25 protein-coding genes are annotated in these 26,999 nt (G+C 36.0%); 5 read left to right on the plus strand and 20 right to left on the minus strand.

Going from position 1 to position 26,999, the window contains the following annotated elements; translation table 11 throughout:
- Nucleotides 1-108 precede the first annotated feature (108 nt).
- Nucleotides 109-717, minus strand: a complete 609-nt coding sequence (gene rpoE / locus EsVE80_RS08910; protein WP_173103395.1) for a DNA-directed RNA polymerase subunit delta — start codon at nucleotides 715-717, stop codon at nucleotides 109-111.
- A gap of 75 nt (nucleotides 718-792) precedes the next feature.
- Nucleotides 793-1,227, minus strand: a complete 435-nt coding sequence (locus EsVE80_RS08915) for a DUF1934 domain-containing protein (RefSeq protein WP_173103396.1) — start codon at nucleotides 1,225-1,227, stop codon at nucleotides 793-795.
- 269 nt (nucleotides 1,228-1,496) lie between these two features.
- Between EsVE80_RS08915 and EsVE80_RS08920 the strand changes: the two genes are divergently transcribed.
- From EsVE80_RS08920 to yidA, 3 genes are all read left to right on the plus strand, one after another.
- Nucleotides 1,497-2,303 (plus strand): lipoate--protein ligase family protein, encoded by an 807-nt coding sequence (locus EsVE80_RS08920; RefSeq protein ID WP_173103397.1) that lies wholly within the window; start codon nucleotides 1,497-1,499, stop codon nucleotides 2,301-2,303.
- Nucleotides 2,304-2,373: 70 nt separating this feature from the next.
- Nucleotides 2,374-3,732, plus strand: a complete 1,359-nt coding sequence (locus EsVE80_RS08925) for an HD domain-containing protein (protein WP_269474236.1) — start codon at nucleotides 2,374-2,376, stop codon at nucleotides 3,730-3,732.
- Nucleotides 3,733-3,877: 145 nt separating this feature from the next.
- Nucleotides 3,878-4,690: a sugar-phosphatase gene (gene yidA / locus EsVE80_RS08930; protein WP_173103398.1), complete on the plus strand. Its 813-nt coding sequence runs from the start codon at nucleotides 3,878-3,880 to the stop codon at nucleotides 4,688-4,690.
- A gap of 59 nt (nucleotides 4,691-4,749) precedes the next feature.
- Here yidA and EsVE80_RS08935 read toward each other — a convergent pair whose 3' ends face one another.
- Both EsVE80_RS08935 and EsVE80_RS08940 read right to left on the minus strand, forming a co-directional pair.
- Nucleotides 4,750-6,465, minus strand: a complete 1,716-nt coding sequence (locus EsVE80_RS08935) for an ABC transporter ATP-binding protein (protein ID WP_173103399.1) — start codon at nucleotides 6,463-6,465, stop codon at nucleotides 4,750-4,752.
- 243 nt (nucleotides 6,466-6,708) lie between these two features.
- A complete protein-coding gene (locus EsVE80_RS08940; RefSeq protein ID WP_173103400.1) occupies nucleotides 6,709-7,155 on the minus strand; it encodes an NUDIX hydrolase in 447 nt (148 codons plus the stop codon).
- Nucleotides 7,156-7,287: 132 nt separating this feature from the next.
- On the opposite strand from EsVE80_RS08940, the gene gloA reads away from it, so the two are divergent.
- Together gloA and EsVE80_RS08950 are read left to right on the plus strand one after the other, a co-directional pair.
- Entirely contained in the window at nucleotides 7,288-7,662 is a 375-nt protein-coding gene (gene gloA / locus EsVE80_RS08945) for a lactoylglutathione lyase (RefSeq protein WP_173103401.1), read from the plus strand.
- Nucleotides 7,663-7,770: 108 nt separating this feature from the next.
- Nucleotides 7,771-8,481: a gamma-glutamyl-gamma-aminobutyrate hydrolase family protein gene (locus tag EsVE80_RS08950; RefSeq protein ID WP_173103402.1), complete on the plus strand. Its 711-nt coding sequence runs from the start codon at nucleotides 7,771-7,773 to the stop codon at nucleotides 8,479-8,481.
- 128 nt (nucleotides 8,482-8,609) lie between these two features.
- Here EsVE80_RS08950 and EsVE80_RS08955 read toward each other — a convergent pair whose 3' ends face one another.
- From EsVE80_RS08955 to EsVE80_RS09030, 16 genes are all read right to left on the minus strand, one after another.
- Entirely contained in the window at nucleotides 8,610-9,866 is a 1,257-nt protein-coding gene (locus EsVE80_RS08955; RefSeq protein ID WP_173103403.1) for an ABC transporter permease, read from the minus strand.
- Nucleotides 9,859-10,758: an ABC transporter ATP-binding protein gene (locus EsVE80_RS08960; RefSeq protein WP_173103404.1), complete on the minus strand. Its 900-nt coding sequence runs from the start codon at nucleotides 10,756-10,758 to the stop codon at nucleotides 9,859-9,861. Before EsVE80_RS08960 ends, EsVE80_RS08955 begins: the two co-directional genes overlap by 8 nt.
- Before the next feature lie 50 nt (nucleotides 10,759-10,808).
- A complete protein-coding gene (locus tag EsVE80_RS08965) occupies nucleotides 10,809-11,474 on the minus strand; it encodes a DUF2812 domain-containing protein (RefSeq protein WP_173103405.1) in 666 nt (221 codons plus the stop codon).
- Between the two features lie 61 nt (nucleotides 11,475-11,535).
- Nucleotides 11,536-11,853, minus strand: coding sequence for a PadR family transcriptional regulator (locus EsVE80_RS08970; protein ID WP_173103406.1), 318 nt, complete (start codon nucleotides 11,851-11,853; stop codon nucleotides 11,536-11,538).
- 648 nt (nucleotides 11,854-12,501) lie between these two features.
- Complete coding sequence (uvrC, locus tag EsVE80_RS08975) at nucleotides 12,502-14,292, minus strand: excinuclease ABC subunit UvrC (protein ID WP_173103407.1); 1,791 nt, start codon at nucleotides 14,290-14,292, stop codon at nucleotides 12,502-12,504.
- 207 nt (nucleotides 14,293-14,499) lie between these two features.
- Nucleotides 14,500-16,707 carry a L,D-transpeptidase family protein gene (locus EsVE80_RS08980; RefSeq protein ID WP_173103408.1) on the minus strand — a complete coding sequence of 736 codons (2,208 nt, stop codon included), beginning with the start codon at nucleotides 16,705-16,707 and terminating at the stop codon, nucleotides 14,500-14,502.
- A 269-nt stretch (nucleotides 16,708-16,976) separates the two neighbouring features.
- Nucleotides 16,977-17,903, minus strand: coding sequence for a D-ribose ABC transporter substrate-binding protein (locus tag EsVE80_RS08985; protein ID WP_173103409.1), 927 nt, complete (start codon nucleotides 17,901-17,903; stop codon nucleotides 16,977-16,979).
- Nucleotides 17,904-18,021: 118 nt separating this feature from the next.
- Entirely contained in the window at nucleotides 18,022-18,987 is a 966-nt protein-coding gene (locus tag EsVE80_RS08990; RefSeq protein WP_173103410.1) for an ABC transporter permease, read from the minus strand.
- A 2-nt stretch (nucleotides 18,988-18,989) separates the two neighbouring features.
- Entirely contained in the window at nucleotides 18,990-20,474 is a 1,485-nt protein-coding gene (locus tag EsVE80_RS08995; protein WP_173103411.1) for a sugar ABC transporter ATP-binding protein, read from the minus strand.
- Between the two features lie 12 nt (nucleotides 20,475-20,486).
- Nucleotides 20,487-20,885: a D-ribose pyranase gene (gene rbsD, locus EsVE80_RS09000; protein WP_173103412.1), complete on the minus strand. Its 399-nt coding sequence runs from the start codon at nucleotides 20,883-20,885 to the stop codon at nucleotides 20,487-20,489.
- Nucleotides 20,860-21,762 carry a ribokinase gene (gene rbsK / locus EsVE80_RS09005; protein WP_173103413.1) on the minus strand — a complete coding sequence of 301 codons (903 nt, stop codon included), beginning with the start codon at nucleotides 21,760-21,762 and terminating at the stop codon, nucleotides 20,860-20,862. Before rbsK ends, rbsD begins: the two co-directional genes overlap by 26 nt.
- Complete coding sequence (locus EsVE80_RS09010) at nucleotides 21,759-22,742, minus strand: LacI family DNA-binding transcriptional regulator (RefSeq protein ID WP_173103414.1); 984 nt, start codon at nucleotides 22,740-22,742, stop codon at nucleotides 21,759-21,761. Before EsVE80_RS09010 ends, rbsK begins: the two co-directional genes overlap by 4 nt.
- Nucleotides 22,743-22,999: 257 nt before the next feature.
- The gene (trxA, locus tag EsVE80_RS09015; RefSeq protein ID WP_173103415.1) at nucleotides 23,000-23,314 is read right to left on the minus strand and encodes a thioredoxin; all 315 of its coding nucleotides are present in this window, start codon (nucleotides 23,312-23,314) and stop codon (nucleotides 23,000-23,002) included.
- Between the two features lie 213 nt (nucleotides 23,315-23,527).
- Entirely contained in the window at nucleotides 23,528-25,897 is a 2,370-nt protein-coding gene (locus EsVE80_RS09020; RefSeq protein ID WP_173103416.1) for an endonuclease MutS2, read from the minus strand.
- Nucleotides 25,898-25,967: 70 nt separating this feature from the next.
- Nucleotides 25,968-26,516 (minus strand): CvpA family protein, encoded by a 549-nt coding sequence (locus EsVE80_RS09025; protein WP_173103417.1) that lies wholly within the window; start codon nucleotides 26,514-26,516, stop codon nucleotides 25,968-25,970.
- Between the two features lie 3 nt (nucleotides 26,517-26,519).
- A complete protein-coding gene (locus tag EsVE80_RS09030) occupies nucleotides 26,520-26,969 on the minus strand; it encodes a cell division protein ZapA (protein WP_173103418.1) in 450 nt (149 codons plus the stop codon).
- Nucleotides 26,970-26,999: the final 30 nt, after the last annotated feature.

Consider the following 26,999-nt stretch of genomic DNA (forward strand, 5'->3'; position numbering starts at 1 on the left):
GATAATTATTGACGAAATTAATCAATTAGCCTTTTTATTCCATCAATTTGTTACCCTTTTGAATAAAAAAAAGCCTGCATAAAATGCAGACTTTTTTTATTATATTTTTTATTCCTCTTCTTCGTCATCAAAGTCATCTAAATCATCATCATCATCGATAATGGTTAAATCTTCTTCAATGTTTCCTGGTACTTCTTCTTCATCGTCAGAATTATCATCGGCGCCAATTTCTTGTAAGTCGCTGTTGTATGCAGAGATTTCTTCGTCATCATCATCATCATCGTCATCATACAATTCTTTGTCGTCTTCATCTTCTGGATCGGCATCTTCTGGATCATCGTCATTGTAATCGATGGCATCCTCATCATCGTTAATAAAGGCGTTAACCTTTTTACGTTTGCGTTTACGTGGTGTGTCTTCTTCATCTTCATCAAGACCATGAGACAATTCTTCATCAATTGAGTCGATGGCGTACCATGAACGCAAACCCCAGCGATTTTCACCTAATGAGATAAAGCTGCCGTCAATGTTTAAGTCGGTATAAAATTGTGCCAATAAATCACGAATCTCGCTATCTGATTTCCCCAAATACGTTTGGATTTGGTTTACTAAATCCGAAAACTCCATTACGTCGCCACGTTGCTCTAAAATTGCATGAGCAACTTCGATCATGGACAACTCGTTTTTGTTTGCCCCTTCAAATACTGTAATTTCCAAAATAGGACACGTCCTTTCGCAGTCTACGCTTTATCATACAAAAATGTACTGAAAAAATCAATTTATTTCGTAAAATTAAGCTGTGAAATCCAAGCTAATTTGATATTCTCCTACTCGTTTGTCAGCCATATACAAATCATAGTCAATAAAAATTGTACCAGACATCGGGCGATCTTTTAAACTAACATGAAGATTTCTAGTAAATGTACCAAAATACATCATCCCATAAGGAGTCGTATAGCTCGTTTCTAATTTTTTCTTATAATCAAATTTCAAGCGCAAACGCATTTCCCCCGAGCGCGTTAGCTGCACCGTGCCATCTGGCATAATCTTAATAATGACAGGAATTTTTTCGCCATTTTCTTGCACTTCTTGATAACGAATGTACAATTTATCACCAATGGTTACTAATTGTCCAGGTAAATCAAAAGTAAAGTCTTGCACTTCATTGTGTTGTTTAACTTGGGTTTTCAAATGAATTGAAACCGGCACACCATTTTTTAAATCCATTTTTTTGTATCCTCCACTTCACACTATCATCCTAAAAAGCGTTGCCTTATTTTCGCGGACTACTCTTCTTTAGTTTCATTCTTCACAGTTTTGCCCCTTTTGTCAAACATTGCGTCTATTTCAAGGCCTTCTGTTATTTTTCCATAGCTTTTTCGTATATAATGAAAGAAAAGTGATGATCAAGGCTTGACAAAAAACATAATGCTAAAATGATTGTCATTGTTAAAAATACTTTTCAAGCAATAAACCTTTAATTTAGGAGTTAACCTATGAATATAAGTTTAGATCAAACAATTTATCCCAACCAACAAGCTCTTTTGCCCTTTGCCTTAACCGATGTCTTAATCGAATATGTCAGCGAGAATAAGCAACCTTTATTACATTTTTGGCAATTGGAGAATACGATGATTTTAGGGATGAAAGATACGCGAATTCCTCATTTAAAAGCTGGTGTTCAAACCTTGCAACAGGCAGGTTACCCGCCTGTAATCCGCAGTGCTGGTGGATTAGGCGTTATTAGCGATCCCGCTATTTTGAATATTTCCTTAATTGTTCCTCGTAAAGATCAGACTACAGATACAGCTTATGAGAAGATGTACCAACTAACACAACTAGCTTTTCCCGAGCTTTCCATTACAACTGGTGAAGTTTTTGATTCCTATTGTCCAGGAACTTACGATTTAAGCTGTGGCGGAAAAAAGATCGCCGGTATTGCCCAGCGAAAAATCAAAGATGGTATTGCTATTATGATGTATCTCAGTGTCGCAGGTCCTCAAAAAGAACGTGGACAAATTGTAAAAGATTTTTATTCCACTAGTTTAAGGCAAAAATTTGGACAAAATGGGTATCCACCAGTAAATCCTGCTAGTATGACAACTGTATCTACAGTATTAAAAGAAAAATTAAGTATTGCGCAAACAAAATCCCGCTTTTTAACAGCCTTTTCACAATTTACAAAAAAAAATATTGTGCAAACTGATAGCCACCAGTGGTTATCCAGAGAAAATAAAAGCGCCGCTTATAAAGACAAATTAAGCCGAATGATTACCCGTAATGAGATTCTCGACAATTTATAAATTTATCTTGTATGAAGTATGAAAAAATGAACTCATACATTCTTATCAAATCAAAAAAAGGAGTAAAACGATGATGACTTTATATAAAGATCAAAAATTACCAATTGAAAAAGTATTTCGTGATCCCGTTCATAATTATATTCATGTCCAACATCAAGTAGTTTTGGACTTAATCAACTCAAAAGAAGTGCAACGTCTAAGACGCGTTAAGCAGCTAGGAACTTCCTCTTTCACCTTTCATGGAGCGGAACATAGCCGTTTTTCACATTCTCTTGGTGTTTATGAAATTACCCGTCGTATTTGTGATATTTTTGAACGAAATTTTCCGGTTGCTAAAATTGGTGCTGGAGGTTGGGATGACAATGAACGCTTGGTAGCGTTATGTGCGGCACTGCTTCATGATGTGGGTCATGGTCCTTTTTCTCATACTTTTGAACATATTTTCCACACTGATCACGAAAAAATCACTGTCGAAATTATTACTTCACCAGAAACTGAGGTCTATCAAATTTTAAATAAAGTTGCACCTGGTTTCCCAGAAAAAGTTGCAAGCGTCATCACTCATGACTATCCAAATCCGCAGGTCGTACAAATGATATCCAGCCAAATTGATGCTGATCGAATGGATTATTTATTACGCGATGCCTATTTTACTGGAACAGAATACGGTACTTTTGATTTAACACGTATCTTACGAGTTATTCGTCCGTATGAAGGCGGTATTGCTTTTGCCATGAATGGAATGCATGCGGTGGAAGATTATATTGTCAGTCGTTATCAGATGTATGTCCAAGTCTATTTCCATCAAGTTTCCCGTAGTATGGAAGTCTTGTTAGAACATTTATTAAACCGCGCCCATGAACTATACAACGAAAATTCTGATGTGTTTGAACAACACTCGCAATTATTGATTCCCTTTTTAAAAGAAGAATTTACTTTATCAGATTACTTAAAATTAGATGATGGTGTTTTGATTACTTACTTTATCCAGTGGGTGGACGAAGATGACGCTATTTTAAGTGACTTAGCCAATCGTTGGTTATCTAGAAAACCACTAAAATCAGCTAAATTCAAAGAAAACCAACAACACTTAATCGAAGTATTATGCAAATTAGTAGAAGAAGTTGGCTACAATCCAAAATACTACACCGCTATTAATTCTAGCTATGATTTGCCGTATGATTTTTACCGTCCGAAATCTGGCGTTCATCGCACGCAAATTGAGTTACAACAAAAGGATGGTACTTTGGTAGAACTTTCAAAAGTAAGTCAGTTAGTCGCCGCATTGGCAGGACAAAAGACAGGCGATCATCGTTACTATTTTCCAAAAGAGATGGTAGATCGTTCCTTACAAGATAATTATGATCTTTTTAGTGATACTTATGCCGAATTTGCCCGCCACATAAAAAATGGCGAATTAGTCGAATAGCTACATCCAAAGCCTACTCCTTTTGCTCTTGTGTACTAGCAAAAGGAGTAGGCTTTTAGTAAAATAGAAAGCGTCTCGTGCTTTTTATTTTTTTCATTTTATGTAGCCAAATAAAAGACAACCATTCATTTAGGAGGATTTTTTTATGAGTATTAAATTAGTTGCCATTGATATTGACGGCACTTTATTGAACAGTGCTGGCGAATTAACAAAAGGAGTTAAAGATGCTTTACAAACGGCTAAAAAAAAGGGAGTCCGAATTGTTTTATGTACTGGGCGCCCTCTACCAGGTGTAAAAGAATATTTGAATACATTAGATTTACTGAGTGCTGACGATTATGTCATAACATACAATGGTTCATTGGTACAAAATGTTGCCACTCAACATACCGTTTTTTCTGCTAGTCTAACAAAAAACGATTATTTGAATGTAAATTATATGGCACAAAAATTAGGGGTGCACTTCCACGTTTCAGGTGTCGATGCAATTTTTACAGCTAATCGGGATATTAGCCCTTACACAGTTCACGAATCAACTTTGGTCCATATGCCCATTAAATACCGTACTTCCGATGAAATGGTGAAAAATGCGTATGACATGATTAAAATGATGATGATTGACGAACCTGACATTTTAGACCATGCCATTACGCAACTTCCTCTTGATTTTAAAGAACAATACAATATTGTAAAAAGCGCACCTTTTTACTTGGAAATCTTACACAAAGGTGCAAATAAAGGGATTGCACTCGCGAAATTAGCTGAACACTTAAACATTGCCCAAGCAGAAGTCATGGCTATTGGTGATAACGAAAATGATATGGCGATGTTGGAATATGCAGGAGTTGGTGTCGCTATGCAAAATGCCGTTGCCAAAACAAAAGCTATTGCCAATTACATCACCGCATCTTCAAACGACGAAGACGGCGTAAAAGAAGCAATTGAAAAATTCTGCTAACTAAAAAATAAAAAGCAACGTCAAGCAAGTTAGTAACTTATTTGACGTTGCATTTTTAATTATTTACGAAACTGGGCTTCATACAACGCACGGTAAGCGCCATTGTTTGCCATTAGCTCTTCATGGCTACCTTGTTCTAGAATACCTGCTGGACTAACTACTACGATTCGTGTCGCATGTTTTATCGAGGCCAAGCGATGGGCAATAATTAACGTTGTTCGACCTTTTGCCAGTGAATTTAAGGATTCTTGAATAACTTGTTCTGTCTCAGTATCTAACGCCGATGTAGCTTCATCCAAAATCAAAATGGGAGGATTTTTTAAAAACATACGGGCAATGGCTACACGTTGTTTTTGCCCACCGGACAATTTGACTCCCCGCTCACCAATTTGCGTTTCAATTCCTTCTGGCATCTGAGCTAAAACACCATCTAAGTGTGCCAATTTCGCTGCCGCCATAATTTCTTTGTCAGTTGCGTCTAACCGTCCATATGCAATATTTTCTTTAATACTCCCTGGAAATAAGAACACATCTTGTTGTACAATACCAATTTGACTGCGCAATGAAGTTAAGGTCATCTTTCGAATATCCGTTCCATCAATCGTAATTACACCTTTCGTCACATCATAAAAACGTGGTAACAAATTACATAATGTTGTTTTTCCAGATCCACTTTGACCGACAAAAGCGACTGTTTCCCCAGGTTTAATCGCCAGATTAATGTGATCTAAAACTTGTTTTCCTTCTGCATAAGAAAATGAAACATCTTGATACAAAATATCACCTTTTAAATCAGTAACCCTTATTGCATCTTTGTCATCCACAATACTTGGTTTTTTGTCTAATTCCTCTGTCAAACGTTTAAAACCGGCAATACCTTTTGGATAACTTTCAATCATCGTATTGACTTTTTCAATGGGACGAACAAACACATTGGCTAGTAAAATAAAGCCGACGAATTGACCATTAGTTAATTGTCCTTGAATTACATAATAAGAGCCAAAAATTAAAGTAAAAAGATTAATCAGACGGATTAGCAAATAATTATAAGCCGAACTAACCGCCATTACCCGATAAAATACAATTTTTGACTGCCGATAAGCTTCACTTAAACCACCAAAGCGTGCCGCTTCAAAATCTTCGTTGGCAAAAGATTGTGTGACACGAATACCACTCACCGAAGCTTCTACTCCGGCGTTAAATTCACCAAGATTTTCGTAAATACGTGTATTGACTTTTGTCATTTTTTTATTGAAGAAAACCAAAGCGATTGTAATAAGTGGCAATAAAGCAAATGTTGCGAGTGCTAATTTTACATGGGTATGAAGCATGAGTAAAAAAGAACCCGCCAAGGTCATAATCGTAATAAAAATATCTTCAGGACCGTGATGGGCCACTTCAGAAATTTCAAATAAGTCTGTTGTCAAACGACTTATTAATTTTCCTGTCTTCTGATTATCATAATAGGCATAAGGTTGTGTTTGTAAATGTGCAAATAGCTCACGCCGCATATCAGTTTCAATATTAACTCCTAATTTATGCCCAAAAAAGACGACAATATACTGTAAAATCGTATTTAAGATGTAAAATAAAAATAAAGTTAAACATGCCAATAAAATAATGCGAAATTCTTTTTGTGGCATAATCTTATCAATCACTTCATTCACAGCTACAGGAAATGCCAACTCCAACAGCCCGGCTAAAACTGCACAACTAAAATCTAAAATAAATAGTTTTTTATACGGGCGATAATAACTAAAGAAACGTTTTAACATCTTCTTCTCCTTTTGTTCGTATGAATTTCTGGAAGCTATAACTTTTCTGCCAAGTTAATTGCATTAACTTTCTGCGCTATTGATAAAAAATTTGAATTATTTGAGCGCAACTTTATTTATTATACCCAAAGTTTCAACAAAAACACAGCCGTATCCCAACAACATTTATTCACTAATTGGAAAAACAAGTAAAAAACAGGCGTTAGTCAGTTATTAAAAAAAACTGCCCAAGCCTGTCTCCTGTTACTTATTGTATTCTTTAATCCACTTTTGAACCGCCCATCGGTGACTGCCACGCTTTAATAAAAGCATCGCTTCATCGGGTGTTACCCAAGCCAAATTATTTGTTTTTTCAGTCGGCTCATCAATTTTTTCCCAGTTATCAACAACATAAAAAAAACCAGGATGATAAAAATATGTATCGCGATGACTAGAATAAAAATATTCTACCGCTTCTCCTAGATACGTACCTACCGTAACTTCAAACCCCAACTCTTCCAACATTTCACGATTAATGGCCTCAATATGATTTTCGTCCCCTTCAATTTCCCCTCCTGGTAAAAAATAAGCTCCATTTGGCGCTTGCACCAAAATCACTTCACGCCCATCATGACGACTTACGATGACATAAGCACCATAACGCGCTTTATACGGCTTATCTGACTCTTTTTTCCCAAATACTGGTTCCATGCTGTAACCTCCACTTTTCATTTTATTTATTTTACCCAAATGCAGATACTTTCACAAGTTAAAGCGTATTTCTTATCACAAACAAAGGCCTATGATAAGATGTCTTTATAAAATAGAAAGGACTGATTTTTTATGAAAATGGCCCATACTTGTGTACGTGTCAAAGATTTAGAGGCATCTTTAACCTTTTATGAAGGAGCTTTTGGCTTTGTTGAAAAAAGTCGCCGTGACTTCCCTGAAAATAAGTTTACCTTAGTTTATTTAAGCTTACCTGGGGATGATTATGAATTGGAATTGACCTATAACTACGATCACGCAGCCTATGATTTAGGCGATGGTTACGGTCACATTGCTATTGCAGTCAGTGACTTAGAGGCCTTGCATGAAAAACAACAATCAAATGGTTACAACGTAACTGACTTAAAAGGTCTTCCAGGAACGGCGCCGTCTTATTACTTTGTCGTTGATCCTGATGGCTACAAAATAGAAGTTATTCGTGAAAAATAATTAAATTGTGCCAAAACGCGGAATGAAATAGAAGTTTAAAAAACTAGTTTATTTTACCTATTTTTTATTCATTTCGATTTTGGTACTAATTTTTAAGGACGTGGAAAAATGAAACCTGTTATTGGGATTGCTGCAAATGAACAGACGATGATAGATACCGATAGTCATTGGATTAGTTATACACCTAAAAATTTTATTACTGGAATTCAAAATGCCGGTGGTTTGCCTGTTTTATTGCCAATTGGTGCAATGGAAGATGCAAAAAGCTACATCAAAAAAATCGACAAGCTACTTTTAGCTGGTGGTCAAGATGTATCACCAGAATGTTACAATGCTTTACCACAACAAAAATTAGGTGCTACAAATCATAGACGGGATCTCTTTGAAATTGCTTTAGTGAAAGAAGCTGTCAAAGTAGGTAAGCCGATTATTGGCGTCTGTCGTGGGATGCAATTATTAAATGTCGTCTTCGGTGGAACGCTTTTGCAGGATTTAAGTTTTTCAAAAGAGCCCCTTTTAAAACATGTCCAAGTTCCTACCCCTTTTGAATTACCCACCCATCCTGTTGAAATTGATTTGAACAGCCATTTAGGTGAGTTCTTACCACAAAGTTATCAAGTTAATTCTTTTCATCATCAAGCGATTGATCAACTTGCGCCAGAATTTGTGGTAACTGCTACAGCACCAGATGGAGTCGTTGAAGGAATTGAAAGTATCAACCACCCAATCATAGGTGTACAATGGCATCCTGAATTAGCTTATTTCACCATGGAAAAAGAACGGGAATTTTTTGCGTATATCGTCCAAAAATTCAATTAGTTCCACTAGTAAAACAAAAAGCAGCTTATTTCACACAATAAACCACTGTATTAGGCGGGTGAAAATAAGCTGCTTTTTTGTATATTTAGTTTATATAGACCAAATGTGAAGGAATAAATAACGAAAATCTACTTATTTTTTTCTGCTTTCATCATCGTCACAGATTGTTTTAAGGCTGCAATTACCCCGTTTTCGTTATACACCAAGACATTTGATTTGTATAATCCTGAAGAAATTAACATTAAAAATACCGTAAAGATCGCCAAGATCACAACAGAAATAACCGCACTTGAAATACTTGCTGTATTATTGGCTAGTCGTACCGGCATGGCAAACGATGAAAAGAAAGGAATATAGGAACAAATTCGCAACGCAATATTTTGCGGATCAAACATCCCCACAAACAAGGCTAAAAAGTAGGCACCCATAGATAAATAAGTGACGGGAATAATCGCTTTTGAAGTATCTTCTGCCTTGTTAACTAATGAACCACACAAAGCAGCTAAAACAGCATATAGCAAAATTCCTAAAATCACAAAGACAGCCGAAAAAATTAGGAATGGCCCAAAAAGAGCTTCCAAAGAGGCATCGCCGACAAATTGTTTGATGATATCCAAATCTTTGAATTTTTGATACCCAAACACAATCATAACCCCATAAATCAACAGCTGGGTTAAAGCAACTAACAAGACTCCCGTTAATTTACCATAAAAGTGAGTCTGTGCTTTGGTACTGGATAAAATTACTTCCATAATTCGGGTACCTTTTTCAGAAGCAATTTCCTGAGCAATAATACTTGAGTAAGTCACAACAAAGATAAATAAGATAATAGCTGAAACATTGGTTACAATCATTTGCAAATTGCTATGATCTTCTTCAGTAGTCATATTATCAAACTTATCAAAAGAAACTTTTTGTGTTTTTAGTTGAGCGGGTTGATTTAATTTTGCAACTTCGCCTCCTGACAATCCCATTTTTTGTGCTCGCAGATTTGATTGCATTTGAGTTAACAACTGTTGTATCATCATTTGAGTTGTTTGTCCCAATGACGATTCCGTATAGATTTCTCCTGAAAAACTGTCTCCTTTATTGGTTAGAACTAAAAAGGCATCCAGCTTTTCTTTGGCTAACTCTTTTTGAGCTGCTTTTTTTGAATCCATCACTTGAAACTCATATTCTTCATGATCTAACTGCGTAAAAGCTTGCCCTAAAGCTGCATCTTCTGAGTAGACACCTATTTTATTCACCTCAGAATTGCCAGCTAATTGTCCTGTAAAATAATAAAACGCCCCCATTAAAAATGGTGCCAAAATTAAAATTAAGAAACTAACTGATTTAACATTTTTCTTATAAACATCTTTGGCAATCACCCAAAATTTACTCATGACCGGCACCTGCTTTCCACTTGAAAATCTCTTCTAAAGTTGGGGGTTGTTGGTTAAACATTGGAATATAACCATTTTGCGTAGCCCTCATAAAGATTTCTTTGCCTACCTCTGGATCAGATAGTGTAATGGCTAAACTTTTATCTTCTTGGATTACAACATCGTTGACACCGGTAATAGCTTGAACTTCTGATTTTGTTAAAGATGACTCTAAGAATAATTTGCTCCGCCCAAATGACGCTCTGATTTCGCGTACTTTGCCATTTAAAACAGTCGTCCCATTTTTTAACATAATCAGGTGATCACAGATTTTTTCCACGTTATCCATATTATGACTGGAAAAAATAACACAAGCACCTTTTTGTTTTAACTCAATGATGCCATTTTTTAACAGCTCTGCATTCACAGGATCAAGCCCACTAAAAGGTTCGTCCAAAATAACCAACTTGGGTTCATGGATTAAAGTCGCAATCAACTGTACCTTTTGTTGATTTCCTTTTGATAAGGATTTAACTTTATCTGTTTTCTTTCCCTTGACTTCAAATTTTTCCATCCATTTATCGATTTCCGGTACGATATCTTTGCGTTTTTTTCCTCTTAATTCTGCAAAGTACAACAACTGATCTTCAATAGTAACCTTAGGATAAAGTCCTCGTTCTTCTGGTAAATAGCCAATAACGTCATAATCTTTACTGTCGATTTTTTTCCCGTTCCACAAAATTTCGCCCTTATCTGGGGTTAAAAAATCCAAAATCAAACGAAAAGTCGTTGTTTTACCGGCTCCATTTTGCCCAATTAACCCCATAATTGTACCGTCTTGAATTTCAAAGGATAAGTTTTCTACTGCGGTATAATCTCCAAAATTTTTATTCAAATTTTTAACCGTTAACATTTTTTCACTCCTCTTATTTTAGTCTAAATAAAACCGATAGTCGGCCTAATTTATAATATTAACAATGCCAGTGTAGCCCCAAAAACGGCGCCTAAAGTCATTAACAAAACCGTATCTCGTACAACATTTTGCTTTTTGGCAAATTTTTCTGGTTTATTATAATATTTAGTTCTTTTTTGATAGAGCAATTTTATCGTTCCCATACACAATAACAAGACAGCTGGAAAAAATAGCGCTACAAGTGTTAATGCAAAATACCAGATTGGCCAAGTATGAAAAACTGTTCCAAAGAAGAACTTGCCTCCAAGATAGAAAAAGAAACCAAAAAGTGCTACCCATAACGATTCCAAAAGTTGCTGGCGCCATTCTTGTCGAATACGAGCTTGATAGCTTTTTTCATCAGTAAAAATGGCTTCCGTGTCGGATGAATTACTGACAAAATAGCAGTAACGCTTCATAAAAGTTGTTACATGTTGCCAACCACTGTGTTCATATAAGGCAATATATTCCGAATAGTCTTCTTTGGAGCCGGTAAAATAATCAACACTATAGGTCGAATGTTGCGCAACCCCTTTTTGAAAAACCAATACGCCCAGTTTATTCATTTTGATAAAGTGCCAACCAATCTGAGCTTGCTGATTTAGACGTAGCATTTCTTTTTCTGGATAAAAGGAGACGCCCAGACTTAGTAAATATTTCTTTTTTCCAATTCGCATTTTCTACCTCCTATTTTGCCAACGTACTAATAAACCGTATTACATTTTTTTACTAATTATTTTAGTTAAGTTCTTCTTTATTCTTTGCCAACAATGCGATACCTGCTTCATAAAAAAGACGCCGACGCGCAATATCTTTTTCCAAAGCCTCTCTACCACTTGAAGTGATCTGATAAACCTTCTTCCGATCAGAATTCTCTTGCAACGTGATATAATCAGCTTTTTGCAGCTTTTTCAAATTCGTATACATGCTGGCTGGTCCAATTTCCATATGACCATTCGTGATGTTACTAATTTCTTTCATAATGGCATAACCATGTTGGGGTTTTAACAATACGAGCAAAATCGCGTAAACACTATCTGACAGTGCATCATCCATTCCTGATCCTCCTCTATATCACAAACCGATATATCACTTAATGATATAGTATGTTAGCTTTCACTTTGTGTCAATCACAAAAAATGACAATTAGTCATTTTAACTCGTATTCCATAGCATAATCTGCTGACTTCCCTTTAAATAGAAAAATGGAAGTCTCTTATTAACGCAACCGAATAGAACCATATTTTGCGTTTGGTCAAAAACTGATTTTTAAAGAAGTACTTGTCGCTGATACTGACGATACACCTGTAACAAGAAAAGCCACTTTTCATTTCGAAAGAATAGACACAACTAATAAAAATAATAGGCTTAATAATAAGCCTATGTTTTTTCTTCATAAAATTTTTCAGCTTTTTTTGATAAAGTGTCGCATCTAACGGCGCAACCTTCATAAATAACTTATGGCAAACGTCAATAAATGAAAGTATACCAGGAAATGTGGTATATCACTTTCCTCTTGAAGTAAATTTTTCAAGCATCGCGCTATAGTTTCAGGTTTAAAATAACCTAATTTTAGGACTTACTAACAAATGCATTTTTTACTCCTTTTTATTTAACAGTGAAAAAAGACTATTAAAAAATCAACTACCACAAAAAAATGGCGAAAATCCAATTTCTTGTAGAAGTTGATTTACTTTTTGTTGCTTATTTCTTTGGCTTTCCCTCTTCAGCCAAAGCCGTCTTAATCGTTTTTGCTACAGTTTCTGGAATACCAAGGGCATGAATTTCCGCAATTGAAGCATTTTGAATATTTTTTAACGACTTAAATTCTTTCAACAATGTCTTTTTTCGTTTAGGACCAAGGCCTGCTATATCATCTAATTTAGAGGCAAAACTCGTTTTACTTCTAAGTTGGCGATGAAAGGTAATAGCAAAACGATGAACTTCATCTTGGATACGTTGTAGCAAGAAAAACTCTGGTGAATTCCGTGCTAGAGGCACCACTTCTAATTCTTGTCCAAAGAGCATTTCACTAGTTTTGTGTTTATCGTTTTTCGCAAGTCCTGCAATCGGAATATCTAAACCCAATTGATTATCCAAGACTTCTCGCGCAGCATCTACCTGCCCTTTCCCTCCATCAATAATGATTAAATCAGGAAAAGGTAGATTTTCTTTTAGAACACGTGAATAACGACGATAAATAACTTCTCGCATCGATGCATAATCATCTGGGCCTGTCACTGTTTTGATTTTATATTTACGATATTCATTTTTAGCGGGTTTACCGTCGATGAAAACTACCATGGCAGAAACAGGATTAGTTCCCATAATATTGGAGTTATCAAAGGCTTCAATTCGTACCGGTGTGGGAATTTGAATCGCATTGCCCAAACTTTCAATAGCACCGATAGTTCGCTCTTCTTTCCGCTCAATTAAATCAAATTTTTCTTTTAGCGCAACTCCAGCATTTTTATTGGCCAATGCCACTAGTTTCTTCTTCTCGCCACGTTTTGGTTGTAAAACTTTCGTCTGCAACAACGCTTCGACTGATTCTAAATCTATATCATCTGGAATTAAAACTTCTTTTGGTATGAAGTGTTCATTTTCTTGATAAAATTGCCCAATATATGTCAGAAAATCATCTTGCGCATCATTGTAAAACGGAAAAATCGAAACATCTCGTTCAATTAGTTTTCCTTGCCGAACAAAAAAGACTTGGACACACATCCACCCTTTATCAATGGCATACCCAAATACATCGCGATCCATAAAGTCAGTCTGGGTCATTTTTTGTTTGGTCATAACTGTATCAATGGCTTTAATTTGATCACGTAATTCTGCAGCTTTTTCAAATTCTAAATTAGCCGCGGCATCCTCCATTTCCGCTGCGATATTCGCCCGGATTTCTGTATGACCACCGCTTAAAAAGCGTTTAATTTCTGCCACCATTTCTTCATAAACTTTTGTGGGTACATCAAAAACGCAAGGTGCTAGACATTGCCCCATATGATAATACAAACATACTTCTTTTGGTAAAACTTTGCATTTGCGCAAAGGAAAAAGACGATCTAAAAGTTTCTTTGTTTCATTTGCTGCCCCCACATCGGGATAAGGGCCAAAATATAATGCTTTATCTTTTAAGACCTTGCGAGTAATGAGTAACCTGGGATACGCTTCATTGGTAATTTTGATAAAAGGGTAAGTTTTATCGTCTTTTAACATGATATTGTATTTTGGATCATTTTTTTTAATCAAGTTAATTTCCAACAACAACGCTTCAATGTTAGATTCGGTGACGATATATTCAAAATCAACTATCTCTGATACTAATCGTTCAGTCTTAGCATCGTGACTACCGGTAAAATAAGAGCGGACACGATTTTTTAAAATTTTAGCTTTTCCGACATAAATAATCGTGCCATTTTTATCTTTCATGAGATAACAACCAGGCTGATCCGGTAGGAGAGCTAATTTATTTTTAATGCGTTCATTCACGAGAAAGTTCACCTACTTTTTTTGATTAAATCTAGTTAAAATCACCTTCGATTATAGCATGCACGTCAAATAAAATTGAAATTTTAGTCTGCAAAAGCCTCTTGATCTAATTTGTACTTTCTTATTTTGAGTAATTAGCTCTTTAATGGTTGCGTCTTACCATCAACAAACAAAAAGACAGCAGAAATATTCTACTGTCTTTATTTTTTAATAATAAATCTTAACTGGTGTATTTCCCGGCATATTATAATAAAACCATTTTGCATCTGCCACAGACAAACGAATACAACCATGAGAAGCTCTTCGACCTAATTTCATTCCTTCGATGTGGTTAAAAGCAGTCGTTGTGCCTGGATAGGCAATTGGAACCGTGTGAAACAGATACACGCCATGTTGATGATATGACCGATAAAAAGCACCACCAGAACCTGCAAACCAAAAAGAACTTCCTCGTTCTGCTTGAATTTTGAAATTGCCATAAGGCGTACTTAAATTATTAGGCCACAATCCTAATCCAGTTGAACAAAGCATAGTGTAGATTGTTTTAGAGCCCGAACGAATATACACGCGTTGCTTTTTCACCGAAACTTGTATATTTAAGTTTTTGACTTTTAATGATGGATACTTTCCACCTGTTGTGTACATGTAATAGCGATTATGGACATTAGTGGTCTCACTTGCTTTTAACCACCCCAAAGCTCCTCCGGGAAGTGTCACATAATAATACGTTCCACTGCTTGTCCGGGCTTCTTTTACTGCCTGGACCATATAGCCTTTATACATTTTTTTTGCTGATTTTTTACTGCTATTAGGATCCGCCTGACTATAAAAATTACCAGAACTAGCATTCACACGAACATAGCGATTAATCGATTTCGTACTATAAATGGTATGTGGATTGCCAGTAAAGCTGGCATTTAAATACCCAATCCATGTGTTACCATTATAAATGGAGTAATACCATGCTCCATTTATGTGGCGATACTTACATTTTACTGTATAAACCTTGCCGTAGTATTTGGCGGAGCTGTCTTTTTTCTGCCAATTAAAATTACGCCAAAAAGTAGCGGTTTTCGAAGTGATTTTGACTTTTCGATTCTCTTTTTGAGCAATACCAGCCGCATTGTTAGCTTGTCTTGCTGCATTTGAATTCAAATATCCTACCCATGTAGCCTTGTTATCACTTAGACTATAATAAGTTGCACCGTTATAATGACGATACATTCCTTTTGCAAGATACGTTTTAGTGACCATGGAAGCTGTTGTACCTCTTTTTTTCCAACTAAAATTATTCCAAGTAGCATAATTTTTATTGGTAATCGTCACATAACGATTCAAATTTTGATACACACCTTGACTCCCAGCAGCCCCCTGAACGTCTTTTGCTTCTATATATCCAACCCATGAATCTTTATTGTTTTTATTCTCATAAACTGTATAGTAGGTTTTGCCATTAAAGTGCTGATAGTAACCTTTAATTTTGACTGTTTTGCCATAGTAAGAAGTGGTATCACCCCGAATACTGTCAAAATAGAAATTGTTCCAACGTACTTTACCTTTTTGCATAAAGGTTCCATAACTACTTTTGGAATAATATTTTCCACCAGGACTCGTATTCACCTCCAGTCCAGTACCTTTTTTAACAAAACCCAAAAATTGATTTTGATTGTTGTAAAGAGCATAGTATTCTTTATTATTTACTGTGTAAATCTCGCGGTATTGTAACGTTTTGCCATAAAAATTTTGATTTTTGGCTGATGTAAAAACATCTGGTTGAAAACCTAAATTTTTTACAGTTACAGCCACATAACCTATTTTTTTACTATAACTCCCATTGTGAAGAGCCAAGGCCGTTCTAGGGACCCAACCAATTTCAGAATCATTTCCATCTTCTTTGATAATTCGGATCATTTCTCGGTTTTCACTGGTTTTGGCACACTCTGTCACACGGTATACTTTACCTTGATATATGTTTAAATCTTCTTTTTTCACAAATTGATTTTGAGCGTTTAATTGATAAATAAATTCTGCTTCATTTTTAATTTTGGCATAAGTTTTTAAAATTTCTTTATTTCCAACTAAGCTTTCAATTAGTTCACCTTGTTGTGTTTGCATCTTATCGGCAGTGACTGATGATTCCGTTGTATTTCCTGTAATAGTCTCTGTCGTTTCACTTGAGATAGTTTGTGTTGTAGCTGTTGAAGTTTCTGCGTTACTAGTAGTTTCTGTGGTAACTGTTGACTGGCTTGTTTCACTATCAACTGTTGTAGAATCCGTTTCTTCTTGCACTTTTGTACTGGTTGAACTTGTTGCACTCTTTTGTAATCCGTCTATCTGCCCCCAAGCATTTAGCGGCAATGAAGTCGTTAAAATACTTGCAACCAACAATACTCTAACCCATTTACTTTTTTTCATTGTCTACTCCTTTATCTTTAATTTTCTTTTTATTTTTACAAATTAATTATACCCGGGAGCAAAAAAAAACAGAAGTAAGAACCTACTAAAAAAGTATCTTTCTTGTTTTTTGCTAATCCCCGTCACTTCATGTTTTATTTTTACCACTCATTTTTAAATAAAAATGGTTAAAGAAAGGCTTTTAGCGTATGGTTCTTATTTTTCAAAATAGCAAGTATAAACAAAAAAACTGCGCCGATTTTACGTAGCACAGTTTTCTTGATTTATCTTTATTCTGTCACTAAGTCAAGTGGGGAATCAATTTTTTCCTCCACTTTTTTGCCCGCAAAGTGATCATACGCAGCTTGTAATGCCAATTTACCCATTTCTTCTGGTTTTTGCGCAATTGTAGCACTCATTTTGCCATCTTTTATTGCTTTTAAGCCATCTTCAGTACCATCAAACCCAACAATGATAAAGTCTTTTCCTTTATTTGACGCCGCCTCAGAAGCACCTAACGCCATTTCATCATTTTGCGCAAATACACCTTGCAAGTCAGAATGTGCTTGTAAAATGTTTTCCATAACGGTTAATCCTTTCGCACGGTCAAAATTAGCAGATTGTTTGTCGACGACATCTAATTTCCCTTTTGCATAATCATCAAATCCTTTACCACGTTCGCGCGTAGCAGATGCACCAGGCACCCCTTCAAGTTCAGCTACTTTTGCATTTTCACCTAATTTTTCAATGATAAATTGAGCAGCCATTTTACCGCCTTCTTCATTATTTGAAGCAACGGTAGTTAATAATTTTCCTCCATCACTACTTCGGTCAATTGCAATGACAGGAATATTGGCGCTATTAGCAGCTTCAACTGCTGGTACTATAGCAGAAGAGTCTACTGGATTAACTAAAATGACGTCAACTTTTTGTTGAATTAAATCATCGATATCGTTACTTTGTTTTGCTGTATCGTCTTGGGCATCTACGACTTTTATCGTGGTTTCATTTTCATCTGCTAATTTTTGAACCCCATCACGTAATGAAACAAAGAAGGGATTATTTAATGTCGAAACAGAAACTCCCACTGTTAATTCAGCTGGTTTTTTTTGATCGGTTTTCCCTTCAGAACTACTAGATCCACCTTCTAAACCTGTCGTTCCACATCCTGATAACATCAAGACACTTGCCGCCAATACGAAAAATTTTTTCATCATTTCTTCCTCCTCATATAAGTGAATTTCTTTTAAAGGACTGAGCTTTTGCCCACTCCTAAAAATCATTTTGTTATTGTCGACTCTATTTTAAGGGCTTACATTTTTTGATTGCACATATTTATTTCTTTTTACGATCAAGTAAAACAGCAATCACAATTACAATCCCTTTGACGATTTGTTGATAAAAACTAGAAACGCCTAATAAATTTAGCCCATTGTTTAAAGTTCCAATAATCAAAGCACCAACTAAAGTCCCAAAAATTCGTCCTTTCCCCCCAGAAAGACTGGTTCCTCCTAAGACGACTGACGCAATTGCATCCATTTCATATGCCTGACCAGCTGTTGGTTGAGCGGAGTTTAAACGAGAAGTAATAATCATTCCGCTAATGGAGGCCATTAAACCGGATAAAGAGTAAATTAAAATTTTGATTTTATCGATTTTGACCCCTGCAACAAAGGCCGCTTTTTCATTGCCACCAATCGCATACGTCTTACGACCAAAAGCTGTTTTATGCAAAAGAATGAAAAGAATAATAAACATAATGAAAAGCAAAATGACTGGAAAAGGAATCCCAAATAAATAACCGCGACCTAAAAAGCTAAAGAAAAAACTATCTCCTAACCCGGTAATTGGGTTTCCCTTTGTGTAGACAAGTGTAGCACCACGATAAATTGTCATCGTAGCCAACGTTGCAATAAAAGGAGCCATACTACCTTTTGAAATTAACAATCCATTGATCGCCCCTAAAATTGCCCCGGTCAAAAGACCGAGTAAAACTGCTAAAGGAGCGCTCATACCATTGGCAATAAAGCCTGCTGTTAACGCACTGGATAGCGCAAGCGTTGATCCCACTGATAAATCAATCCCACCTGTTAAGATGACAAACGTCATCCCAAAAGCAATAAAACCGTTAGCTGCCACTTGGCGCAATAAATTTAATAAGTTGTTAGGGTTTAAAAATTCACTATTCATAACTGAAACAACAATGACCAAGACAATAAGTGCAAGTAGTGGTCCTAATTTTGTAATAATCCCCGCTGCATCAAAATTACTTTTGTTAGCGACGTTTTTTTTATTCTCCATTTTTATTTTCCTCCTGTTGCATATGTCATAATTTTTTCTTGGTCAAAATCTTCTTTTTGTAGTTCACCGTTAATTTTTCCTTCATGAACAACCACGATACGGTCACTTACTCCCATTACTTCTGGTAAGTCACTTGAAACGACAATAATCCCAACCCCACGATCTGCTAATTCATTCATCAGTTGATATATTTCACGTTTCGCACCTACATCTACTCCTCTTGTTGGTTCATCTAAAATCAATACTTTTGGTCCTGCACCGATCCATTTAGCTAAAACGACTTTTTGCTGATTTCCACCAGATAAATCGCCAACTATATCATTTTCAGACTGAACTTTAATTAAAAGACGTTGAATCAATAATTCTGCAAATTCTGCTTCTGTTTTCTTATCTACCAAACCATTTTTTATAAAGCCATCTATGGAAGGTAGCGTAATATTATCTAAAACCGAAAAATCTAATACTAAACCTTCTGATTTTCTATCTTCAGTTAAAAAGCCAATCCCATTTTGAATTGATTTAGCTGGTGATTCGATTTTTTTCTCTTCACCTTCAATCGTAATTGTTCCTGCTCGCAAAGGATCCAAGCCAAAAATTCCTCGCATAATTTCTGTTCGACCAGCACCCATTAAACCGGAAAAACCCACAATTTCACCACTTCGAACTTTAAAAGAAATATCTTTAAAAGCACCGTTTGCGCCAGTCAGATGATCTGCGGTAAAGACAACATCCCCAATAAGAGCGGTCTTTTTAGGGTAATAATCGGAAATTTCACGTCCTACCATTTTTCGTACAACTTCATTGACGTCTGTTTCGCTAGTTTTGCTGGTATCAATGGACAGACCGTCTCGCATCACTGTAATCACATCGCTAATTTGAAAAATTTCTTCCATTCGGTGAGAAATATAAACAATTGCAACATCTCGCGCTTTTAATTGATGAATAATTTTAAATAACGCTTTAATTTCTGTATCAGACAGTGCAGCAGTAGGCTCATCCATAATCAAAATTTTTGCATCGGTCATTAACGCCTTGGTAATTTCAATCATTTGCTGTTGTCCTACTGACAACTCTTCTAACTCCTTATCTAAATCAAGAAAAATTCCTAACTGATTAAAATGGTGTAACGCAACTTCACGCATTTTCTTGGTATCCAACAAGCCAAAAGGTTTCTTTAACTCGTTGTTTAAAAACAAATTTTCCAATACTGTCATTTGAGGCCAGGAATTCATTTCTTGATGGATGAAGCTGATTCCAAACTCTTCTGCTTCTTTTGGACCAGAAAATGTTTTTTCCTGCCCATCAATTAAAATTGTACCGGCATCTTTTTTATGCAAACCCGTTAATATATTCATTAACGTTGATTTACCTGCCCCATTTTCTCCCATTAAAGCGTGAATTTCGCCACTTTTTAACATAATAGTAACATCGCGTAAAACCTGATTTGTTCCAAAAGATTTCGAAATGTTTTTCATTTCAACGTACATGTTATCCCCTCCTTAAAAGATGACAGTAGACTGTAAAATAATATTGGAATAAGGCGTCACTTCACCTGTGCGAATAACAGCTTTACTATTTCCTGTTTGCTTTTTAAATTCTTCATGAGAAACATACACAACTTCTACCTCTTTAGGTAGCGCTTTCAAAACTTCTCGCAATTGTTGTTCATTTTGCGTTTTAATTTCTTCAGCCAAAATGACTTTTTCAATTACCATATCTGAAAGAATTGTTAACAATACTTCTTTAAAACTGGGAAGTCCAAACTTCAAAGCTAAATCGATTTTGGGCACACCATTGGGAACCGGTAAGCCCGCATCCCCGATGGTTATTTGATCTGTGTGACCTAAATCGGCTAAAAGCTTCGTAATATCACTATTTAAAATGCCATGTTTTTTCATATTGTGATTGCTCCTTCATCTTTTCTAGTGTTGGCATACCACCTTGGGCCCCAAAGCCTTGCACTGAGATAGCAGCAGCTAAATTAGCAAAACGTAAAGCTTCTGACATTTTCAAACCTTGTAACAAGGCCGTCGCCATTGCCGCATTAAAAGTATCTCCTGCTCCCGTGGTATCAACCGGCTGTACTTCAAAAGCCGGTACAATTTCTTCTTTTTTGCCGTCGTGATAAATTGCCCCCATCGCCCCAAGCGTAATGACTAATTTATTGGGATATTTGGCTAATATCTCTGAACGACTTTGATCTGGAAACATAATGGCTGATTCATGTTCATTAGGTGTTAAGTATGTTACTTTTTTGATATATTCATCTGCAATAAAGCGAGCCGGGGCAGGATTTAATAGTGTCTTAATCCCGTGTTCCCAACAAAAATCAATAATCGCTTCATTTGTATTTTGAGGAATTTCATTTTGTAAAATAACTAAATCGCTACTTAATAACTGCTGTGTGAATTTTTTTATAGTTTCAGGTTTTACTTCATTATTGGCAGCAGGAATGACAATAATGCTGTTATCATTATCGTATAAAACAATATGTGCTGAACCACTTTCAGCATGTGTAACCCGTTCCACACATGCCACGTCAACGCCATTTTCAATCAAATTATTCAAAATTGCGACTCCAAAATCATCGGTACCCACTGCACCAGCAATTGCAACTTCCATCCCTAAACGACTAGCAGCCACTGCCTGATTGGCTCCTTTGCCACCAAAAGCTGTCGCAAATTTTTCACCAAAAACTGTTTCACCTTGATTTGGTTTAATAGTCGTGGTAACAACAAAATCTGTCGACATACTTCCTACAACTGTAATTTTCATTGTACTTCCTTCTTTCGTAAAGTATCTCGCGTGACTAAACGAGTAGGTAATATTAATTTTTTTTGCATTACTTTTTGTCCATTCATTAATTGATACAGCATTTCTGCTCCCTTATACCCCATTTCATAGGCCGGCTGATGAATAGTAGTCAATGGCGGTACCACCAAATTACTAATTGGAATATCATCATAGCCGATTACTTGTAACTCATCAGGAACTTTGATATTACGGCGATAAGCCTCTTGAATGAGTGCAATTGCATGTATATCACTAGGCGCAATAACAGTATCAACTTGCGAAAATTCTTCAAATACCGCTTGGGCGGTACTAATTGCATCCTCTAATAAAAACGATACTGAATTTATAATATAATAATTACTCTTTTGCTGGTTCAAAACACTCAAAACCCCTTGTAGTCGTTCTTGAGAGCGATCAATTTCTTTCGGTCCAGAAATAACAATAATTTCTTTTGTCTTTCGTTTTAAAACCGTTGTTGCAGCTAAGGCGCCACCAGCTACGTCATCTGCATGAATAGAATACTCTGAATCTTTACCAACACGGTCTAAAAATACTAACGGATGAACACTATTATAAAAAGCATAATCGTTGTCAACAGCTGATAATACACCAGCAACATTATTTTGACTAAAAGCGTGTATGTAATCATTAGCCCGTTCAGGATTTTCTTGAACGTTACCTAAAATAACTTGATAACCTTTTGCTTGTAAAAAATCTTCGACACCTTTTGCTAATAAAGGAAAAAAAGGATTGGAAATATCCGGTAGTAATAACCCCACTAGCTTTGACTTTTTTTGATAAAGAGAGCGTGCTACCTCGTTAGGACGAAAATCTAAAATTTTTACCGCATTATCAATCTTTTTACGAGAGTCTTCACTAACATATCCACTACCATTGATTGCTCTTGAAACCGTTGCAACAGATAGTCCTGCTAATTTTGCGACATCACGAATTGTTGCCATTTGTTCACCAACTTCCTTGTGTAACCGTTTACACAAATAATATAAATGATTTCTTTTTAAATTGCAACCAATTCATCTAATTTTTTTATGAATAAATGAAAAATAAGAAATAGCTGCATACAAATACAAAGTAGCCACTGACTATTTTTAGTCGTGAATCTATTACAGGAGAACTTGTTTTACTTTTGTTATATATAAAAAGGTTGAAACAAATGTCAATTTAACACTTGTTTCAACCCAGATAGTAAAATTAAACGTTATAAATGTGTTGCAATTAATTGTTCTAATTGATCTTTAGTGTGCACGCCAATCACTTTTTCAACAACTTCGCCATCTTTTTTTAGTAACAAAGTTGGAATACTCATAACGCCAAACTGTGCTGGAGTTTCAGGATTTTCATCCACATCCATTTTAACGATTTTCAATTCATCTTCATCATGGTTAGCGGCTAATTGATCTAAAATTGGGGCTTGCATCCGACAAGGACCACACCAAGTTGCCCAAAAGTCGATTAATACTAAACCTTCGTCCGTTTCACTTGCAAATGTAGCATCTGTAATTGCTTTTGACATATTATTACCTCCGATTTTGCTGTTGGATTTTCCCAACTGAATTACCTAAATGATAATCTTAAATTAGATTTATCATCTCTCTAAAAAGAGTATAGCACTGAAAAGATCACGATGATAATTTTTTGCTTACAATTGGTAAGTGTAAAAAAGTCATTGTAATACTCCCTGTAAGTAGAGCCTTAATTTAAACATTCTTAGCAGAAAGTTTAAAGATTATTTAAATTTAACAATTGTGGCACCATTACCGCCTTGATTGGGTGGAGCAAATTCAAAACTTTTTACACTGCGATGGCTTTTTAAATAATCCGTAATTCCTTGGCGTAATGCCCCGGTCCCTTTCCCGTGAACAATCGTTACTTGTGGATACCCTGCCAATATGGCAGCATCCAAATATTGATCTACTTCATTTAGTGCTTCTTCATACCGCTTGCCTCTTAAGTCAAGCTGTGTTGCTACATGGCTGTTGTTATCAGAACGAATCGTACTCACCACACGCTGCACCGGCTCTTTGGTTGGCGCAACAGTTTGCAATTCACTTTCAGGTAATGTCATCTTTAAGATGCCCAATTGAACTTGCCAATTGTTATCACCCATTTTTTTAATTAAGATTCCTCTTTGACCATAAGAAGCAACTAAAACCTCATCGCCTACTTTTAATTTTTTTGCTTGTTTAGCTTTTTGCAAAATTTTATTTTTCTTCAAATGGTTATCTTCTTTTTGATGCAGGTTATCTAATTTACTCCGTGCATCAATTAACTCATGCTCCTTGACTTGTGCTTGACCGGCGGCTAATTGTTTTTTGCGCAAATCAGAAATAATTACTTCAGCTTCTTCTTTAGCTTCTTCAACAATTGTATTGGCTTGTTTTTTTGCCTTTTCTAATTCTTTTTCCCGTTCTTCAAAGAAGTAACTGTAAGCATCTTTTAATTCTTGTTGTAACTTAGCTGCTTCATCGACATAATGCCGTATCTCTAAATATTCTGTTTCAGTCATTTTACGTCGATTTTCTAAATCGGCAATCATTTCATTTAAATCCTGACTTTCCCCATCCATAATTTGCTTAGCTGCTGTAATAATATGCGTATCCAATCCAAGACGTTTGGAAATTTCAAAAGCATTACTACGTCCAGGCACACCAATTAATAAACGATAAGTGGGACTTAGGGTATCAACATCAAACTCCATACTAGCATTAATAGTGTTACTGCGATTGTACCCATAAACTTTTAATTCTGGATAATGCGTAGTTGCCATAACATAAGCTAATTTTGCACCTAAAGCATCTAATATGGCAATGGCAAGTGCAGCGCCTTCTTGCGGATCAGTTCCTGCTCCTAATTCATCAAATAAAACCAAACTATGTTCATCTACTTGATCCAAAATGGTGACAATATTGGTCATGTGAGAAGAAAAGGTCGATAAACTTTGTTCGATTGATTGCTCATCGCCAATATCAGCAAAAATTTCATGAAAAATTCCCATTTGGCTCTCTTCGCCTGCTGGAATTGGTAAGCCGGACTGTCCCATTAATTGCAATAATCCCAAAGTTTTTAAAGTAATAGTTTTACCACCGGTATTCGGTCCTGTTATAACAACTGCTTGGAAATCTTTTCCTATCATAATATCATTTGCAACAACAACGGTTTGATCAATTAGAGGATGACGGGCCTGCTTGAAATAGACATGGTTTTCAGGGCTAATCGTTGGTACAACAGCTTTCAACTCTTTACCAAAACGAGCTTTCGCATTCATCAGGTCAAATTTACCTAATACATAAGCATTGTGAATAATCTCTTTTTGGTATGGAACCAGTTCAGCGGAAAGTTCAGACAAAATCCGTTCAACTTCTTGTCGTTCATTAATTTGGTGTTGTCGTAAACGGTTATTAGAATCAACAATTTGTTTTGGTTCAATAAAAAGCGTTTGACCTGAAGAACTTTGGTCATGGACTACACCACCAAAGACACTACGATACTCTTGCTTAACGGGAATTACGTAACGATCATTTCGCATAGTGATGATTGTATCACTCAAATAGCGCGCATTATTTCCCCGTAAAATGGCATCTAATTGTTCCCGAATCGTTTGTTCACTGCGGCGAATATTATTGCGAATTATTTTTAATTCAGGCGAAGCCTCATCTGTGACATAGCCGTCTTCATCAATTGCAGTTTGTAAACGTCTTGTCAATTCTGGCATAGTCGCCAATTGTTCCGCCCAATTATATAGACGTAAAAATTCAATTTCACTGTCAATTAAGTCCGCAATAAATTTTTTGACTTGGCCGGTTGTGGATAAAACACGAGCAATTTGGGCCAGTTCAACACCATTTAAGTCAGCGCCGATTTCAATTCGCTTCATTTGTGGCCGAATATTTTCAATCTTAGGAATTGGAATTCCTCCGCGCAATCGTTGAACTTTTAGTCCATCTGCGGTTTCATTCAGCCAATTATTTATTACTACTTCATCAATACTAGGTACTAAACTTTCTAATTCTTCTTCCCCTTGTGCAGTTTGGAGATATTGGGCCACCATTTGTTTCACACGGGAAAGCTCTAAAGTTTCATAGATACGTTTGTTCATTTTTTCACCTACCTGTTAAAATGTGAAAAAACAGGACAGTTCAGCTGCTGCTAAACACCGCCCTGTTTTTTTAAGCAAGAATACTTGTTACCCACAGATTTTTAAAGAGCCAAGACAAAATAAAAGAATGTTCCACAATCATACGGGCGGAAAAGTGATCTCGAAATATATTTTGAATAGTTGCTAAAGGAATCATTGATAAAACAAAAAGCGCAAAGAAAATGACAACATACGCAGTCAATACATTTAATAAACCGCCTAATACCCAATCGTAATTGTCCAATAAACGTTTAAAACGTAAATTATTAAAAAAAACCGCAATTAAACTCGTAATCAGCCAGCCAATAAACATAACCACCAAAAACGCTACTGCTGCATAATAAGCTTTATCCAAATCCAAAGATTGTGTTTGATTATAAAAAACCATATTTGAATCTGGTGTGACAGAAGGATATGGAATATAGAGTTCTATTTTTTTTGCTAGACCTTGATAGCTAAAACACGCCACCGCAAAAGATAAAAAATATCCCAGCGTGTATACAAGTTGTAACGGCGTTCCACGTCGTCCTCCAATATAAAACGCAATCACAAGTATCAGGATAATCAATAATCCAACCATCTGTTAGTCCTTTCTGTCTGGTGACGTCTTTTGTTTAATTTGCTCTTTTCTTGCTTCATTCAAAATTTGTTGGGCTTGCACATGATTTTTAATATCAACATCTTCTCGTCCCTGTGCGGCTAAATACTTTCTGGCCTCGTTTTCAATTGCTTCAATTCGCTTGATGCGATTTTCCAACTCGACAATCCGAACGGTCTTCTCACGTAAGTCTTGTACCTCTTTTTGCAAATTAAGTAATTCTGCTTGTTTATCTACTTGATCTGAGACTGCATTAACAGCTAATAAAATCGCAGCTTGTTCATCATTAATCTGGGGCGAAATAGTTTTTATCTCACTCAACTGTTCATTCACAAGTTTTGTGACCAGATTCATATGCTGTGAGCTTTTTTCACCAATAATCGTGTATGTACGATTGGCAATCACAGCTTTATAGCGTTTGCGTTCCGCTACCATGCTCTGTCTTCCCTTCTTCATAACATTCAG

The sequence above is a fragment of the Enterococcus saigonensis genome (assembly GCF_011397115.1).
GTDB classification, from domain to species: Bacteria; Bacillota; Bacilli; order Lactobacillales; family Enterococcaceae; genus Enterococcus_C; species Enterococcus_C saigonensis.